Source organism: Providencia sp. PROV033, assembly GCF_028484855.1.
GTDB classification, from domain to species: Bacteria; Pseudomonadota; Gammaproteobacteria; order Enterobacterales; family Enterobacteriaceae; genus Providencia; species Providencia alcalifaciens.
The window spans coordinates 1-18,837 of record NZ_JAMPSW010000077.1 but is presented as its reverse complement, the minus strand read 5'-3'; the positions used below and the strand labels follow the sequence as shown (position 1 = coordinate 18,837).

Annotated in this window: 12 protein-coding genes and 2 pseudogenes; 4 read left to right on the top strand and 10 right to left on the bottom strand. The window is 41.0% G+C overall.

Annotated elements, in window-relative coordinates:
- The 9 genes and pseudogenes from PSF16_RS12905 to ttrS form a co-directional block, all read right to left on the bottom strand.
- A pseudogene (locus PSF16_RS12905) lies at positions 1-257 on the bottom strand (type III restriction endonuclease subunit R); the annotation flags it as partial.
- Between the two features lie 1,420 nt (positions 258-1,677).
- Positions 1,678-2,853 carry a tyrosine-type recombinase/integrase gene (locus PSF16_RS12900; protein WP_272689376.1) on the bottom strand — a complete coding sequence of 392 codons (1,176 nt, stop codon included), beginning with the start codon at positions 2,851-2,853 and terminating at the stop codon, positions 1,678-1,680.
- A 104-nt stretch (positions 2,854-2,957) separates the two neighbouring features.
- Positions 2,958-3,269: pseudogene (locus PSF16_RS12895) on the bottom strand (acyl-CoA thioesterase); the annotation flags it as partial.
- Positions 3,270-3,403: 134 nt separating this feature from the next.
- Positions 3,404-4,195, bottom strand: coding sequence for a PhzF family phenazine biosynthesis protein (locus PSF16_RS12890; RefSeq protein ID WP_272689375.1), 792 nt, complete (start codon positions 4,193-4,195; stop codon positions 3,404-3,406).
- 145 nt (positions 4,196-4,340) lie between these two features.
- Positions 4,341-5,873, bottom strand: coding sequence for a peptide MFS transporter (locus tag PSF16_RS12885; RefSeq protein ID WP_006657908.1), 1,533 nt, complete (start codon positions 5,871-5,873; stop codon positions 4,341-4,343).
- A 378-nt stretch (positions 5,874-6,251) separates the two neighbouring features.
- Positions 6,252-7,475, bottom strand: a complete 1,224-nt coding sequence (gene mdtG, locus PSF16_RS12880; protein ID WP_006657909.1) for a multidrug efflux MFS transporter MdtG — start codon at positions 7,473-7,475, stop codon at positions 6,252-6,254.
- A gap of 253 nt (positions 7,476-7,728) precedes the next feature.
- Entirely contained in the window at positions 7,729-8,676 is a 948-nt protein-coding gene (locus PSF16_RS12875; protein ID WP_036965180.1) for a Kdo(2)-lipid IV(A) acyltransferase, read from the bottom strand.
- 67 nt (positions 8,677-8,743) lie between these two features.
- Positions 8,744-9,340, bottom strand: a complete 597-nt coding sequence (gene ttrR, locus PSF16_RS12870; RefSeq protein ID WP_006657911.1) for a tetrathionate respiration response regulator TtrR — start codon at positions 9,338-9,340, stop codon at positions 8,744-8,746.
- A 113-nt stretch (positions 9,341-9,453) separates the two neighbouring features.
- Positions 9,454-11,199 carry a tetrathionate respiration histidine kinase TtrS gene (ttrS, locus tag PSF16_RS12865; protein ID WP_442959253.1) on the bottom strand — a complete coding sequence of 582 codons (1,746 nt, stop codon included), beginning with the start codon at positions 11,197-11,199 and terminating at the stop codon, positions 9,454-9,456.
- Positions 11,200-11,460: 261 nt separating this feature from the next.
- Here ttrS and ttrB point away from each other — a divergent pair, with 261 nt between their 5' ends.
- The 4 genes from ttrB to trhO all read left to right on the top strand — a co-directional run bounded on the left by ttrB (position 11,461) and on the right by trhO (position 17,891).
- Positions 11,461-12,198, top strand: a complete 738-nt coding sequence (gene ttrB / locus PSF16_RS12860) for a tetrathionate reductase subunit TtrB (RefSeq protein WP_272689374.1) — start codon at positions 11,461-11,463, stop codon at positions 12,196-12,198.
- Complete coding sequence (gene ttrC / locus PSF16_RS12855) at positions 12,198-13,226, top strand: tetrathionate reductase subunit TtrC (RefSeq protein WP_272689373.1); 1,029 nt, start codon at positions 12,198-12,200, stop codon at positions 13,224-13,226. Before ttrB ends, ttrC begins: the two co-directional genes overlap by 1 nt.
- The gene (gene ttrA, locus PSF16_RS12850) at positions 13,219-16,320 is read left to right on the top strand and encodes a tetrathionate reductase subunit TtrA (RefSeq protein ID WP_036960536.1); all 3,102 of its coding nucleotides are present in this window, start codon (positions 13,219-13,221) and stop codon (positions 16,318-16,320) included. Before ttrC ends, ttrA begins: the two co-directional genes overlap by 8 nt.
- Before the next feature lie 524 nt (positions 16,321-16,844).
- Positions 16,845-17,891, top strand: coding sequence for an oxygen-dependent tRNA uridine(34) hydroxylase TrhO (gene trhO, locus PSF16_RS12845; protein ID WP_006662072.1), 1,047 nt, complete (start codon positions 16,845-16,847; stop codon positions 17,889-17,891).
- 46 nt (positions 17,892-17,937) lie between these two features.
- Here the strand turns inward: trhO and PSF16_RS12840 are convergent, their stop codons facing one another.
- A complete protein-coding gene (locus PSF16_RS12840) occupies positions 17,938-18,531 on the bottom strand; it encodes a LuxR C-terminal-related transcriptional regulator (protein ID WP_272689372.1) in 594 nt (197 codons plus the stop codon).
- Positions 18,532-18,837: the final 306 nt, after the last annotated feature.

Here is an 18,837-nt window from a genome sequence, read left to right as displayed (position 1 = left end):
GTTTTATCTGTAATGATTAGTGTTCTACTAATTGGATTATTCATGAAATCTATAACATGATCAATAACTCGCTTACCATTAGATATTGAATCAGTAGTGATATATTTACAATCTTCAATCTTTTTGGCTGTATCTCGTATTAGTTCTTGAGTACATTGAACAATTAAAAATTTATCATTACTATTGTTAATTTGATTACATATGTAATGCGTTTTACCTGCTCCACAAGGTGCAGATACGTATTTAAGTTTATTCAACTTTTTTATCCTTATTTTTGTTAAATAACTTTTACAATCCATTTCTAACAAAAAAGATTGTAAAAGTTATATGTTGAAATGTATTACATCAAAAGTACTATATGTACTTCCTTATAGAATACATAGATTTAGCTTTGGCATACCAACCCGAGTATTTGGGGATTTTATTGCTAATCAGATCACGAAAGAAAGCTTTACTTATATTCATCTTAAGAACATTACAGATCCTATAGTAAGATATGTCACTGATTATAATATTCAGGTACTGTTCATATGTAAGAGAAATAGAATCTAATCTTTTCTTCTTTCTTACGCTTTTGTTTAGTGTTTTTCTATTTGTAAGTATTTTATTCCTTCTTCTATTATAACGATTATGTTCTATCATATTTTCTCCTTGAGTAATTTTGCCATTAAATATTTTGTTTCTATTTTCATATATTCCTCCAGTGAAAGTTTTATAAAAATAGTGTTGTTAAAATGCCATCTGATTCTTTATGATAAGATCAATTTCACATATCCATGTTACCACATGAACTATTAATTATGCATTTCACTTAATAATATGTTACTTAAAAGCCATTTTTTAACTAACTGTACAGAGTGAATTATAACGCATGCTTTTAAATTTTTCACATCATTCCTGAAAATAATTTCATTACATAAAACCATTTCTCAAATAATCGTTCTAACGACCTTATTATAACGCATAGTTTTCATTTTTAGCATAATTTCTTTAAATAAATTTTCTTGCATATCAATTTTCTTATCACGATAATATCGTGAAATAATTATTAACAAGCATAAGGTACTGAATTCTAAACTCAATAAAACAAAAGTAATACCGAAAAAATGTAATTCTTATTCTATTTAAATTGTTATGCATTTCATTTAAATAGAATAAGAATACAATTACTTTATTTTTAATAACAGTATGAATTTATAATTCAGTTATTTTTATTTTCATTACTAATTATCTATATTAAGTACTGAACTTTTACTTCAATGATATAAAAACCTCATCATTTTTTACTTCAGTAAGGGATTACTTTAAGTATTCATAAAAACAGTATACTCCTCCTGACCCAAAACAATTCGAGTACTAAAGGCAAGTAACTTTGTCGCGAGAACACATTGACCTTCAGTTTTGTACTTATCATAACGCTACCATATCAGTACTTGAGCCTGATATAATCATGTAATATTCATGTAAAACTAAACTCATTAGCATGTGAGTATGAATTATAATTCATTGTAATAACTAATTTTTTTGGATTAGGATCCAGTACTGATAGTATTAGAAGACGAGTAATCCAGTACTGAAAGGTTAGGTGCTAATATAGTACCTAACCTTTATTTTCAATGTGTTATGTGAATATTCGCGTGCTGATGGTAAAAACTTAGCTATGTTGGAACAACATAGCTAAGTTCGGTCAATAGCTTCTTTCATCAGAAAAATAGGCTCTTTCCCTCTGTATACGCTATCAGTCATAGTACTACTACTGTGACCAAGTATACTAAACCTTATATGGTCGGGAAGGTCTGATATATCTCTTAGCCTATCACTCATAGCGTATCGATAGTCATGTGGGCTATGCTTTTCATCTATTTTTTTAAATAGGTTTGCTACAGCATTAGATACTGGATTATGAACAGCCCATGGAAATACTGGCTTCTCATCCATAATTCCGCTTTGAAGTAAATTTTTATGAATTGGTATAGTTCTTATACTACTTGAATTTTTAATCCTCTTACCATCCCTATCATTAACACTTATACAAGCTATCTTTTGTCCTTTATCTGCAATGTATACATAATCCTGCTCTGTTAGCTGTATACATTCGGTCACTCTCATACCTGTGTAATATAGTACCTGTATAAGCCACCACAGATGAGATTTGTGCTCTATAAGTTCAAGTACTTTCCTGTGTGATTCACAAGATACTGGAATCCTAGGATTCACTTTTTTAATTTTTTTATATCCCATACCACTAAAAGGATTTTTAGTAAGATAATCTCTTTTCTCTGCCGCAAAGCTAAAAAGAGCTGATACTTTTTTAAACAAGGATTGGCTAGAGAATTCAGACTTATATTTGTTCTTTAAGCCTTTTTTAAAGCTGGCTACCTTTGATTTATCAAATGACTGAATATCAGTATCACCATATTGACTAATCAAGTAATCAATCGCAGCCCTGTTACCTTTAAATGTTAATGGTCTCCATTCAGATTTCATTTCGTTGTACCACTCATCAGCAACTTGACTAATTTTATGCCCTTTAGGTTGAAAGCGGCTATCATGCTGCTGTCTATTAGGCAAATTCCCGCTATTAATCCAATAAATGTAGTTTGCTTCTAAATGGATCTCTTGCTCGATGAACATATCTCGCTCATTCACTAAATGAGCTCTAATTTCATCAAAATCAGTGCATTCTTTCTTTATTCGATAAAAAGTACTTAGTAGAATTTTTGAACGTTTATGAGCTATTTGTAGATCTCTAGTTCTCAAGTCAAATCGAATTAACTTTCCTACATATGACTTTTGCCAAATATAATAACCACGAGAATTACATGAAATATACATGAAATGTACATGTGCCATTGGTGCCCCTTGAATTACCATCAGCACGCGAATATTCACATAACACATTGAAAATAAAGGTTAGGTACTATATTAGCACCTAACCTTTCAGTACTGGATTACTCGTCTTCTAAAAAGATAGAGACATTAACGGTAAGGCTAGTTCTACCGACACGGATCACTCTACCAACTAATTCAACAATGGTGCCTGATGGAATCGGGTGCGTAAAATTGATTTTTTCTGTCGAAACGGTTACCAGTCTTTTACGGCAAAAACGGGTAGCGGTAATAAAGGACACTTCGTCCATCCACGCTAATGCGGTGCCACCAAACAATGTGCTGTGATGGTTAGTGGTGGTTGGGAAAACCACTTTAGAGACATGAGTAACAGATTGTTCAATTTTTTGTTTGATTACATCATCAACGTTGGAACACATATTTAAGCCTTACTTTGAATTCTCACTATTTAAATGTCGAACCAGCAAACTAATTACTTGCTGCAACATTAATGTGCGTATCATTAATGTTGCGAATAAGTGTAATCCTGATCACAAATAAATACAGTGATTAATCAAACATGAATCGTTCCGGCTAGAAAGAGTGTCGCTTTTCCCGTCAATTTGACGCGATTTTGTTCAACCAAACAGTGTATTTTTCCACCACGCTCAGAAATTTGATGACCTAATAACGAATTTTTCTGTAAGCGCTTAGCCCAAAGTGGGGCAATCGCACAGTGGGAAGTTCCTGTGACGGGATCTTCATCGACGCCTTTGGCAGGGGCAAAATAGCGAGAAACAAAGTCACATTGATTATCAGTGCTTTTTGCTGTGATGGTTAGACCCTGTAAGGGAAGCTTAGCGAGTCTCAACATATCTGGGTGGCAATGTTGCACTTGCTCTGATGAATCGACAAAACAGATGTAGCGGTCTTTGGCTAAATAGAGTTCAGAAATGGTTGTGCCGAGAATGTCATTTAATTGAGGATATTGGCTTAGATTCGCTGGCTCACACGCTAAAATTGGAAAGTCTAATGTGAAGCCGTTTGGGTTTTTGTAGACGGTCAGCTCCCCAGATAAGGATTGGAACACAATTGGGTTGATAGGGTGCTGTTTAAATCGGTTTAGAATATAGGATGCCGCAAGGGTGGCATGACCACACAGTTTGACTTCCATTAGTGGTGTAAACCAGCGGATGTGCTCACCAACTAAAAAGGCTGTTTCAGATAAATTAATCTCGGCGGCAATGGCGATAAGTTTGTCATCTGGCAGCCATTCATCGAGCAGGACAATGGCGGCAGGGTTGCCATGAAATAGGGTATCAGTGAACGCATCGACATAATAAATCGGAAAAGATTGTGAGCTCATGGTAAAAATCCTTGAGAGGAAATAACTCATTATGGTTAGAAAAGTAGAAGGAGAGTATCACGAGATTGGCGATATAGAGGAGAGGTTGGCGCAATAATTTTTGTGATTATTACGCCAACAGAATAATGTCTAATTATAGGGAATCTTACTTCGCGTTAGCTTCGTTTCTATCCGCGTTTTTCAGCATTTTTCTCACAGGAATAATCAGAGCGGCTAACACAATGGCGCAGATCACCAGTGCGATAGAAACGTGAGAGAATAGCTCAGGCATAGAATCCAATTGGTCTTTACGGATATTACCACCCATGATACCTGCCGCTAAGTTACCTAGCGCGCTTGCACAGAACCATAATCCCATGACTTGTCCACGCATTTTTTGCGGAGCCAGTAATGTCATGGTTGCCAGTCCAATTGGGCTTAAACATAGCTCACCTAAGGTCAGTAATAAGATACTGCCCACTAACCAGAATGGGGATACACCAGATTGTGTCGCAAGAACTTGGTTAGCTGCCACCATCATGATAGCAAAACCACCCGCAGCAAACAGGATACCAATGACAAACTTGGTCATGCTGCTTGGGTTCAGATTACGCTTGGCTAATGATGGCCAAAACCAGCTGAAAATAGGTGCTAACAGGATGATAAACAAGGCGTTGATTGACTGGAACCAAATCGTTGGGATTTCAAAATTACCCCATTGGCGATCGGTGTAGTCGCGCGCAAAGATGTTAAATGATGTTGGTTTTTGCTCAAACGCAGACCAGAAGAATGCCGCAGCAATTAACAGAATCAAGCAAGCGAGTAAACGGGAGCGTTCGCTACTGTTTAAACCTGCGCAGAAGAACATAAAAATAAAGTAGATGCCCACACAAGTAGAGATAATGTAAGCAGAACTTTTTGCAATCACCGTAGGGTTGAATGGAATCGTCCCGTTATTGATTAATACGACTAGTACTGCCAGTGCCGCCATTGCAACCGTAACCCATTTACCGACATTTTTACGTTGCACAGTAGGGTGGTTCCAAGTGGAATCTAAGCCAACTTCTTTGTCATAACGACGCATTTGTGGAATCGCGTAGAAACGGAAGATAAGCAGGGCGACTAACATACCCAAGCCACCCAAGCCAAAGCCTAAGTGCCAACCGTATTTCTCATGTAATGGGCCAATAATTAATGGGGCAATAAATGAGCCCATATTGATACCCATATAGAACAGAGAGAAGCCGCCATCACGACGGGTATCTTCTTTCTTATATAAAGTACCGACCATGACAGTGATACAGGTTTTAAATAGACCCGTACCGAGGACAATCAGCAGTAAACCGATAAAGAAAAAGGTATTGGTGAAGAGTGCAGACAGCGCAATAGATAAGTGACCTAATGCAATGATTAAGGAACCATACCAAACCGCACGGCGTTGACCTAACCAGTTATCTGCTAACCAACCACCCGGTAATGAGGTGATATAAACACCACCTGCAAAGATACCGACAATTGCAGAAGCTTGCTCAATCGGAAGCCCCATCCCACCTTGCAACAAAGTTGCACTCATGAAGAGGATAAGAAGGGGACGAACACCATAGAAAGAAAAACGTTCCCACATTTCTGTGAGGAAAAGTGAACTTAATGGGTAAGGATGCCCAAAAAAAGTTTTAGTTTTAGTCGCAGAATGACTCATCTGTGAACTCCAATACGTTATGACTTAAGAGGTTGTGCCGAATTGTGAATGTGGAGCAAAACCCCACCACTATTTTTTATTGATATGTTAATGCTGTGTTGCAAACATATTTTCGGCATACATTATTATAAAATTGCTAATAAGCAGAATGAATTTATCGTAAGAAAGTTAGTTTTAAGATGAAAATTCGATGTAACTCTCATTCTTACGATAAGAGGGCACAGAATAACGGATTTTTATTGACAATAAAAGAATGTTTTTTGAATCGATTAAGTTCATTAAAAACATATGGTTACAAGTTGATTTCTGCGCTTATAAACTTTTCATGGAAAAGATAACAAAAAGTTATGTTTTGGCGTGGAAATCACCCCATTACCATTACTTTTGGGAGGGAGATGCTCTTAGACCATCAGATTGTTTTCTGATTATTATCCACGAATAAATCAGGTTTATGAGTACTAATACAGAGGTGAAGAAGAAGACAGCTCTAAAGCCGTAAGTGGCTGCCACAAAGGAACCCATCAAAGGACCCGTGACATTACCTACATCGCGTAATGCTTGGTTGTAGCTAAATATTCGCCCAGTAATTTGGTGGGAGATATTATAAATTATTAAAGTTTGTACTGCGGGTAATAACGCGGCATTAAGGGCACCAAGCAAAAAGCGTAAAGCGCCTAACTCCCAATAGCTACTGACTAATCCCATCGGGAATAAGACAAAAATGGATGCGCCAAGCACTGCCAATAAAACGCGGTCGGGTCCAATTCGGTCACTCAGTTTTCCAAGCATGGGTGCGCTAATCAGGGCAGCAACACCAGGAATAGAGGCAATCACGCCGCTAATAAAAGCAAGGTTATCCATCGAGTTAGACAATTCCCTCACGTATAACGTGATCACGGGATTAATTGAACCCATAGACGCTTGGATGATCATGGTGGTGAAAAACAAGCTGATTACTAAGTTTTTATTACGTAAAGAGGCAAAAACTTGTTTCCCTGTGAGGGCATCTTTACGAGAAACAGGAGTAAAGCGCTCACGCACATAGAAAAGAGTGACAAAAAAGCAGATAAATAACACACTTGCGGTAATGAAAAACACGGGACGCAAGCCATATTGATCAGCTAAAAAACCACCAATGAGTGGACCAATCAATGCGCCGCTAACTGCGCCAGTCGCCAAAACGCCCATCGCCCAGCCGCTTTTATTAACGGGCACCTGTGTTGCAATTAGCGCATTAGCATTCGGGACAAACCCGCCAAGTAAGCCTAAAAGTGCTCGCAAAGCCAAAAGCTGCCAAATATTCTGCGCAAAGCCAATCAACACCATCACAATCGCCATACCAAGGGCAGAACGCAGCAACATTAATTTACGACCGCGGCGGTCAGAAAGGCGTCCCCAAAAAGGTGCGGCAATAGCGGAAAAGAGAAAAGTAATACTGAAAACAGCACCGGTCCATAAATTCAATGAAGTATGGTCAGTAACGCCAAGCTCTTCAATATAAAGAGGGAGGAAAGGCATGATCAGGCTGAAGGCTGCGCCCGTTAGAAAGCAGCCGAACCAGACGATGTAGAGGTTTTTTTTCCAGTAAGTACTTTTCTTCATACATTCCCTTCATACTTCGTGCCGTAGCGTTGTTGGCTTCACTCCCGTCATATTTTCGTGCCGCAGCGTTGTTGGCTTCATTCGCGGACCCCAGTCACATACTTATGTATGCTCCTGGGGATCCACTCATTTGCCGCCTAGCTGCAGCACAAACTATTTTGGGAGAACCACCTAGCTACTATATGAGTTGTTTCGAAAATGTGCAGCTATAGGGTGATTCACCACACACCAACAATGTCGGGAATTACATAGCCTAGCGGTGGTGGATTTTATCTAAATCGCCATACAGAGAAGGTTCTCCCTTTGGACGCGTTTTAAAACGGCGGTGCATCCACATATATTGCTCTGGCGCTCGTAAAATTTCTTTCTCAATGACCTGATTCATCATTGTCGCGGTGGCGACATTATCGTCCACAGGGAAATTGTCCACCGCTGGCTGAATCAGCAATTTATAGCCCTTACCATCGGGTAAGCGGATAGCTGAAAACGGCACAACGAGTGGATTGCCAAGAGATAATAAGATCTGTGAGCCATTGGTGGTTGCCGCTTTTTCCACCGCAAATAATGGCGCGAATGAACTGTTTCGAGGACCGTAATCATGGTCAGGGGCATACCATAAAATTTCCCCTTCTTTTAATGCGCGGATCATGCCTTTAACGTCTTTACGGTCGAGCATGTATTTATTGGATTTCAAACGTCCACGAGTTTGTAGCCAATCCATCAGTTTATTATCGTTAGCGCGATAAACACCAATGCCGGGGTTCAACATACCAAATGCACGACCGCCGATTTCCAACGTTAAGAAATGGACGCCTAACACAATAATGCCACGACCGGTTTCTTGAGCGGTGAGCATATTTTCACGACCTTCAACTTTAAACCAACGGCGCACTCGCCAATCAGGCCAGAACCACGCCATTCCTGTTTCAAAAACGCCCATACCAACGGATTCAAAGTTTTGATCAACTAGTTTTTTGCGCTCTTCTTGGCTCATTTCGGGAAAGCACAGTTGTAAATTGCGATCGGCAATGAGAACGCGTTTCTTTAAAAAGCGCTTGGAGAAACGCCCCAAACGGGTGCCTATCCAATAAATGACTGGATAAGGAAGTAGGACTAGCAGGTATAGCACGCTAATGCCAAACCAAACTAACCAATAACGGGGATGTAATAAACTTTTCTCAAATTTTGGTGCTGGGATCATTGTTTTTTCGGTTTCTACTTTAGTGGATTTCAATTAAAAATAGCTTGTTAATCTGAATGATATCAAATTAATCAGCAAAAAGTTGCGCGGCTTGCATCGTGCTCATTAATTCCGCAAGGTTTCTAACTGCCATTTTTTCCATCACTCGAGAGCGGTGGACTTCGACGGTACGTACAGAAACACAAGCAACCTCTGCAATTTCACGGTTTATCAGCCCCTGAAGCACATAGCCACACACATCTTTTTCTTTGGGGGTTAACGTTTCATAGCGCTGTTGAATAAGAAAACGCTCAGTCGCTTTAATAGTTTGCAGACGAGCTTGCTCAAGAGTTTCAGCAAGTTGCTGGCTATCAATAGGTTTCTGTAAAAAATCGATAGCGCCTAGTTTCACTTGCTCTACTGCCATTGGGATATCGCCATGCCCAGAAAGAAAAATGACGGCAAGTGTACTCTGTTGCTCTTTGAGATATTGGTGAACTTGGCGTCCATCCAGTTTTGGCATCCGCATATCCAGCAATACCACACCTTCTTCATGTAAAGGAGCTTGTTGAACAAACTGTTCACTGTCGTTCCAGACAGTGACGCTATAACCTAGCGTTTCAAGTAAAAACTGACAGGAATCGGTGACATCGCTGTCATCGTCGACAAGGTGAATGACAGGCATTAACTCATTCCTCGTAGCTTATTTCTTATTCATATAAGTGGTTTTGAAAGCATTGTCACATATAGTTATTGGGAATGTTATCTTTTGTGTGGCAAAACATGCGCTATTTCTGATTATCCCGAATAATTAAAAATCAAAGTAACGCGCAGACCATCCTTCTCATCTTCATTACGTTGATTTTCAATATGAATATCGCCACCTTGGCTTTGAATTAATCGCTGGCAAATCACCAAGCCTAGCCCCAATCCCTCTGGTTTCGTCGTAGCAAACGGTGTGATTCCTTGACTGAGTTGTTCGTCGGGCATTCCACCAGCATCATCTTGTAATACGAGCAAAAATCGGTTTTCAGCAAAGTGGAAGCTAAACGTTAATGTGTTGGCTCCTGCTTGGAGGCTATTACTAATCAGATTGGATAATAGTTGGTCGAGTAGGGTATCTGGCAACAAGAGTTGCACATCAGGGCTATCAGGTAGCTGTAAACGAGCCATTGGGAAGTGTTGCTCAACTTGCAACAGTTGCCAAATGTGATTGATGGTTTGTTTGACGGAGTGCTGGCGAAGTGTCAGAGGAGACTCTTGCCCTGGCTTCCCTGCCCATAAACGGAGGTTTTGAATAATATCAGCACCCCGTTGAGCCTGTTCATCAATCTTACTGATCGCACCAAGAAGCGGGTGGCTTTCAGACTCTTTTTTTAATCGTAAAATGGAGCCTTGGGCATAGTTACGAATTGCCGATAGGGGTTGGTTTAGTTCATGGGCAAATCCAGATGCCATTTCACCTAATATATTGAGTCGTTGCGCTTTTTGTAGGTTAGTTTCTTGCTGTCGTAAGCGGTTATGCGCGACTTCCAATTGTTGGCTGCGGCGGCGAACTAAGAAAGCAATCCAGACGTGATTAATGCCCAGTAGCACAAAAACTAAGGCGATAATTCCAATGGTAATTTGGTGTTGGATGGTCCAACTGACGATATCTTGCCAAATTTCTCTTTGCTGCGGGTGTTGGTTGACGTCGCGCAGTAAGTTTTCAACTTGTGTGATGGATGCGGGAGCTCCCCAGCGCATGCTTGGCGCATCGCCAGATAATAAAACCTTAGTGACTTTATCCACCAAATTATCGGGCACTTCACTTAACGCAGCAAATGACCAGTTAGGGTACAGCTCAGTGCTCGTTAAGCAGGGCAATGCACTCTCTTTTTGAATCAGTGGTCGGAATTGGTGTTTATCAATCAGTCCTTCGCTATCCATGTTTTCTAATAAACAAACAGGGACAATTGCCGCAGTCAATGATTTATCCCGTAAGGCGTATAATAGTGCGTCGGCAGGAAAGCCTAAAAATTGCATTCGAAAATCTTTTTCCGCGTCATACCCCAAGTCTCGTAGCACTTTATAACCCAATAAATATCCCCCAAAGGCATCCGTCGAAATGGCACCGACCTTTTTACCAATGAGTTGGTTTGCATCGTGAATATCGCTGTCACTGCGTACCAAGATAAGGCTACCAATCACGTTGCGGGTTGTACTGTTCGGCTCAACATCAGAACGCAAAGAGAGCAACCAGCGAAGATGGTACCGATTATCAAGCTGAATAAATTGTGCAGAATTGGTCAGCAAAAAATCGATTTTGCGATTGGAAATCGCCTCTTTCATTTCTTCAAGATTCAGGGGCTTTAGGATAAAGCGTTCACCCGGAATGGACTGATTAAGCGTATCGACCAAAGGCTGCCAGTGCAACTGTGTGAAATTCGGTCCACGTAAGGCGAGAACACCAATGGTCCATTGTGCCGCGCCCGCGGGTATGCACCATAGCAGTAAGGTTATTAAAAGTATGTGATACAACGGCATAGACGATTTTTTTAACATTTGGGGTTTATTCGTTGCGTTAGATCAATATCCCTTCGGGTATGTGGTAAACCACAATAGGGGTACAAGGCTTTTATTCTTACTATGGCATCAGAATCATTCGAGTAGCACAAAGATAACACACCGATTTTAAAGAGAAATAAGAATTTAGTGGTTATCAGACATCGGTAACACGGTGTTACCCAAACGTAAGATAAACCAATAATAGATTGATTATTAACTTTTATTTTCGCATTAGCAATGTCAATACTGGAGCCGATTATGGATCTGAGTAAACGAAAATTCCTACAACAGATTGGAGCCGTCACTGCGGGTGCATCGCTGATCCCAATCGCTGAGGCGGGTTTGAGTTTTTCCCCAACTCGCCGTGAAGGCAACCCTGAAAAACGTTATGGAATGCTGATTGATTTACGCCGTTGTGTAGGGTGTCAATCTTGTACGGTCAGCTGTTCCGTTGAAAACCAAACACCACAAGGTCAATTTAGAACCACTGTTAACCAATATCAAGTTTCCTTAAAAGGGGAAGATGGGTTGACTAACGTTCTATTGCCCCGCTTGTGTAACCATTGTGATAACCCTCCTTGCGTGCCTGTTTGCCCAGTGCAAGCAACTTTCCAGCGTGAAGATGGCATTGTCGTTATTGATAATGAACGTTGTGTGGGTTGTGCCTACTGCGTACAAGCTTGCCCGTATGATGCGCGTTTTATTAACCACTCAACACAAACTGCAGACAAATGTACGTTCTGCGCACATCGCTTAGAAGTCGGCTTATTACCTGCTTGCGTGGAATCGTGTGTCTGTGGCGCGCGTATTATTGGCGATTTAAAAGATCCCAATAGCACCATCCGTAAGATGCTGACAGAGCATGAAGCGCAAATCAAAGTATTGAAACCAGAAAGTGGCACGTTGCCACAGGTGTTTTATTTAGGGCTGGATGATGCGTTTGTGGAGCCGTTGCAAGGTAAAGGGCAACCGGCATTATGGCAGGAGGTGTTCTGATGAGCGAACAAGTGACCTATATTTCTGAAATTATGGCGCAGCCACAAGAGTTTTTCTGGCTTCCTTGGGCGGTGCAATACTTTTTCTTTATTGGTATTGCTGCCTGTGCGGTGCTGTATGCCTGCTATCTTCATTGGCAAAATCGCAGTGAGAATGGTCGCCTCGAAATGATTGCTGTCTTTATTGCGATTACGATGGGGATCACTGCTCCATTGGCATTGACGGCTGACCTGCACCAAACCGCGCGTGTATGGCACTTTTATGCACATCCAACAATGTGGTCTTGGATGTGGTGGGGCTCTGTGTTGCTACCGCTATTTACCACGTTTGTTGGGTTGTACTTTGTAGCGCTATTGGTCAAATTGATTTGGAAGAAAGAGTATAAAGCGACCCGTTGGGTTGCACTGTTAGGTGCCCTGTCTGCGATGGGATTACTGCTGTATACCGGTCGTGAAGCGTCTGTTTTAGTTGCTCGTCCAATTTGGTTTAGCTGGTGGATACCTGCCTTGATGTTCTTAAGTGCACTACAAGTGTTACCTGCTCTGATGAGTTTAGGCGCACGTCGTGAGCCGCAATATCAAAATCGTTTGGCTCGTTTCCAAGTGATTAGCTTGTTGCTATTTGCGGTCTGTTTTGCCCTGTGGATCTCCGGTGATACCACATCAGGTATTGCGGTTCGCCAACAATTAGAGGTGGCAAGCCCGGGCTGGTGGATGTTGATGGGCGTTTGTGCGCTGTGGGCTATCACCTTTGTGATGGCAGTGAGCAATGTAAAAGCTGTTCGTTCAGTGCCTTACATCACCATTTTAGCGTTAGTGTCTATGGCGTTAGCGTGGGTATTACGCTGGATTTTCCTGATGGAAGTCCAAGCGGTGCCAAAATACAACATGATTACCAATCCATATCATTTCCCATTAGGGAATGATGGATTACTGGCAATAGTCGGTACGTTTGGATTGTGGATTGCATTAACAATTATTGTTCGCGAAGGTGTTCGCTGGTTTGCGGGGAGAGTGCAACATGGCTAAATTCTCAAGACGTCAATGGCTTAAAGGTGGTTTAGTTGTCGGTGGTCTTGCCTTATTTGGTGCAAGCTACCGTGAAGTTGCCAAGCGTGCTGTGGATGGTTTAGTGGATGGCACTTCTGGGAAAGTGACGCTGAATCGCATTAATGGTAATTCACTTATTCCTGAAGGAACGGCGATTGGTGGTTGGAAGGAAAATCCGGAGCAAGTTGTCTCGATGACACAATGCTTTGGTTGTTGGACCCAATGTGGGATCCGTGCCCGTGTAGATAGCGCAAAAAATGAAGTGCTGCGCATCGCCGGTAACCCTTATCATCCATTATCCCACGAAAAACATTTCCCTTATGGTATGCCGTTATCGACAGCATTTGCCAAAATGGGGGGCGAAAGTGGCTTAGAGCATCGTTCGACAGCTTGTGCCCGTGGTGCAACGTTAATGGAAGGGCTAACCAGCCCATTACGTATTCTCGAACCAATGAAGCGTGTAGGTAAACGCGGTGAAGGTAAATGGGAACGTATTAGCTTCGAGCAATTAATTAAAGAAGTTGTTGAAGGTGGAGATTTATTTGGCGAAGGGCACGTGGATGGTTTACGTGCTATTCGGGACCTAGAAACGCCATTAGATCCATCTCAACCAAAGTTAGGACCAAAAGCGAATCAGTTATTGGTGACGAATGCCGGAGATGATGGTCGTGATGGGTTTATTCGTCGCTTTGCTCAAAATGCGTTTGGGAGTAAAAACTTTGGTGCTCACGGGGCTTATTGTGGTCTTGCCTATCGTGCGGGCTCCGGTGCGTTGATGGATGACTTGGACAAAAACGCCCACGTTAAGCCTGATTGGGACAATACGCGCTTTGCGCTGTTTATTGGAACCTCTCCGGCACAATCAGGAAACCCATTTAAACGTCAAGGTCGCCAGTTGGCGAGTGCTCGTCTGCGAGATTCTTTTAATTATGTTGTTGTTTCTCCTGCATTACCATTAACCACAACGCTAGCGAATGATCATGGTCACTGGGTGCCAGTTCAGCCGGGAACGGATGCGGCATTAGTGATGGGAATGATCCGCTGGATTATTGAAAATAATCGCTATAACGCAGCGTATCTCAGCGTACCAAGTGAAAAATCGATGGAAGCGGCAGGCGAAAAAAGCTGGACGAATGCAACCCATTTGGTGATCACCGATGATGCGCATCCGCTGGCAGGTAATTTACTACAAGAATTCCATTTGACGGGTGTGGTGCCAGAAGTCGCTGAAAATGGCAAGGATGAAGAGAAAAAAGCGTATTTAGTACAGGATGCGAATGGTGAGCTGAAGCTCGCGGATGATGTGACCAATGCGGAGTTGTTCGTCACTCGTCAAGTGACTTTGCATGATGGTAGCGAAGTCACTGTAAAATCCAGTTTCCAATGTTTAAAAGAAGCTGCGGATCGCATGACGCTAGAAGAATATAGCCAGCGCTGCCAAGTTCCAGTAAAAACCATTGAATCACTGGGTAAAGCCTTAACTTCTTACGATAGAAAAGCGGCGGTGATTTCTCACGGCGGTATGATGAGTGGGAATGGTTTCTATACGGCTTGGGCTGTGATTATGCTCAATGCTCTCATTGGTAATTTAAACCTGAAAGGTGGCGTGTCTGTAGGTGGCGGCAAATTTAACGGTGAAAATGATGGCCCCCGTTACAATATCGCTGGCTATAAAGGCAAAGTGAAGCCTAAAGGGGTGGTGTTATCACGCAGTAATGAAGTTTATGAAAAATCGGATGAATTCAAAGCAAGAGTGGCGGCGGGTGAAAAACCGTATCCAGCTAAAGCTCCTTGGTATCCGTTTGCAAAAGGTCAGTTAACCGAGCAGCTTGCATCTGCATTATTGGGTTATCCATATTCGCTGAAAGCGTGGATCACCAATATGACTAATCCTGTGTATGGTATTGCGGGTATTCGTCAGGTGATGGAAGAAAAACTGAAAGACCCGAAACATCTGCCTTTGATTATTGGTATTGATGCTTTCATGAATGAAACCACGGCGTTGGCGGACTACATTGTGCCAGATACCCATAACTTTGAAAGTTGGGGGTTCAGTGCCCCATGGTCTGGTGTTCAAGTGAAAGCGAGTACGGCGCGTTGGCCAATTGTTGAATCTCGTACTGCAAAAACGGTGGATGGTCAGCCAATTTCAATGGAAGCATTCTGTATTGCCGTCGCAAAAGAACTGAAATTACCCGGCTTCGGCGATAATGTCATCGCGGATATGGATGGCAACATGTATCCACTCAACACCGCCGAGGATTATTATCTTCGAGTCGCGGCGAACATGGCTTGGCTGGGTGAGAAACCAGTTCCAGAAGCAGCAACGGAAGACATCAAAATCAGTGGAGTGGAACGCATCATGCCTGATATTACTCGGACATTGAAACCGGAAGAAGTTCGCCGTGTAGCGTATATCTTTACTCGTGGTGGTCGGTTTGCTCCTTATGAAAAAGCGTGGGATGGTGATGCGACAGGTCCACAATGGAAGAAAGGGTTACAAATTTGGAATCCAACCGTAGCCATTAACCGTCATGCTATTACGGGTGAGCGTTTTAGTGGTTGCCCGACTTACTATCCGCCACGTATGGCAAATGGTGAAGATGTTAATGCGGTATTCCCAGAGAAAGAGTGGCCATTAAAAATGATGTCCTTTAAATCCCATGTCATGAGCAGCTCTACGACGATGATCGAGCGTCTACGCCATGTGAAGCCAACAAACTTAGTTGCGATTCATCCCGATGATGCGGCGAAGATGGGGGTAAAACACGGGGATTGGATCAAAATTACCACGCCGGGTGGTCATGCGGAGGCTCAGATTAGTGTGCTTGATGGGGTTATGCCGGGAGTTTTGGCGGTTGAGCATGGCTATGGGCACACTGAAATGGGTGCAAAACAGCACTATTTAGACGGTGCGCCAATGCCAATGAATGCGGCAAATGGTTCAGGTATTAACTTGAATGACTTGGGGTTTGCGGACCCGACGCGTGAGGTCGCCAATACTTGGCTTGATTGGGTTTCTGGTGCCTCCGTGAGACAAGGTTTACCAGCCCGTATTGAATTACTTGGTTAAAGGTGAAGTTTGCCTATAAGTTAAAAGTTGTACGGTAGTAAAGTGTAGTAAGGGGCTTCTGACCTACTCTGTTCTGCATAGCGGAGTAGGGAAGAGCCTTTGCAGTTGACATTGCGTTCTACGATGCGGTTTACCCATCGTAACTTCGGCAAATGCCAGGGAGGGGGAGCCCTCCCTTTTTTCTTATTAAGCATACAATCAACATGCTGACTTTTTTTCTCACCAATGGTTTTAATCAGTGGGTCTACCATGTCAAATGTATCCACAATAATCGAGTATGATGCTTTTTGAATTCGTTCCCGCTATAAATGAATATTGAGGGCGATTTGTTTATCACTGGCTAAATTATGCAATTATCGTTTAACAACACCATAAAAATTTGATAGAAAATGTAATATCCACTAAAAATAAATGGTTTTTTATTAACATAATAAAGGGGATAATAACTCACAATTAACTAGCAATTCACGGTTAGTAATTGAAATTTATTTTATATCAAAGCATTACGAAGGAAAGCGAACACCATGCCAGTGTTACATAACCAAGTTTCAAATAAAATTCTAAAAGAACGTATGTTGGCGGAAGTCGAGCCACGTACCACTATTTCTTTTTATAAATATTTTAATATTCAAGATCCTATTGCATTTCGTAATGAATGGTACCAACAATTCAAAGCGTTGAGTGTATTTGGTCGTGTCTATATTGCAAAAGAAGGGATAAACGCTCAAATTAGCGTCCCTGCATCTAATGTGGATGCATTGCGTGAACTTATTTATACGACAGAGCCAGCTTTAAATGGTCTGCGTCTAAATATCGCTATTGATGATGACGGCAAATCATTTTGGGTACTACGCATGAAAGTGCGTGACCGAGTTGTTGCTGATGGTATTGACGATGAAACGTTTAATCCTGCGAATACAGGGCAGTATCTAAAGGCTGAACAAGTCAATGAAATGATTGACGACCCAAACACAATTTTTGTCGATATGCGTAACCACTATGAATATGAAGTGGGTCACTTTGATAATGCGATAGAAATCCCTTCTGATACGTTTAGAGATCAACTGCCAATGGCGGTTGAAATGCTACAAGATCAGAAAGATAAAAATGTGGTGATGTATTGCACTGGTGGTATTCGCTGTGAAAAAGCGAGTGCTTACATGCTACATAACGGCTTCCCAAATGTTTATCATGTGGAAGGTGGGATCATTGAATATGCGCGCAAAGCAAAAGAACAAGGTTTGCCATTACGCTTCAAAGGTAAAAACTTTGTGTTCGATAACCGCATGGGTGAGCGTATCACTGATGATACATTAGCACACTGCCACCAATGTGGTGATGAGTGTGATACCCACACAAACTGCAAAAATGATGGCTGTCACTTATTATTTATTCAATGCCCAAGTTGCGCTGAAAAATATGAAGGATGCTGTAGCCATGCATGTACTGAAGAGATGAAATTACCTGAAGAAGAGCAGCGTGCTCGCCGTGCAGGTCGAGAAGTAAGTAATAAAATATTTAACAAATCTCGTCACCGTTTAGCGGATGGATTATTAAATAGCGAAAAATAATCACTCTAACTTCTAATAGGAAAAGCCCTTTAATAGGGCTTTTTTATTAATAAAGATATTTAAAAACATTATAAATAAAAAATAACTCAATCCTATTCTTAACAAATACTTTTGACGTGATATGCCGTTTTTGTGAGTAAACAGTGCTGTTACTGATTCCTAATTTTCTGGAAATAATATGATTGGGTGTTTCATTCATCCAGTTATTAATTATGCTCTGTTCTTTTATGGTGAAAATAGATGAATCATTATTATTAGCAAGTTTGGTTATTTTCTCTATTTGTTCAGAATCGATAATTACTTTATCTAATGTTTGAGTCATAATATTCTTTGACATTATAAAAAAATTATCCTTCAATAACAAAGGTTTGTCGGTTAGTGGGTATGCGGCATTGATGTAAATATAGAATCGAACGCTATTAGAGCTATTTAGTAGTTCCTTTAAAACTGGGCAATAACTTGAATAGTGACAATAGTAAGTTAAATTTACCAATACAATACTAGGTGAGTAATTAATTATATATTGAATACCTTCTTCAATGCACCCTGTACTAATAAATTTTAATTTTCTATTAGACGATAAATATTCGGTAATACCAAGTCGGGTATAATAACACTCATCAATAACTAATATTCTCATAGGGAACATCCTTGTCCAGAAAAGAGTGTTACAATAAATTGGAATTGATATTGAAGTCAATAAAGTAATAATAAAAATAATAAATTAGTGCTTGTATTTGCAATTAATTCATAATTGATAGTTTTTATTTAATTGCTAAAAGTAAATATAAAATAATCATTTATTAATAATGGGAATGTGAATGGCGAGATGATAACGAATGGATATTTGTTGTTAGACAAATATCCATTCTTTTGCCTGCTACGGTATTAATGCGTTTTGAAATCAGATTCAAGATATTCGCCAGACTCAATCTTATCAATTCCA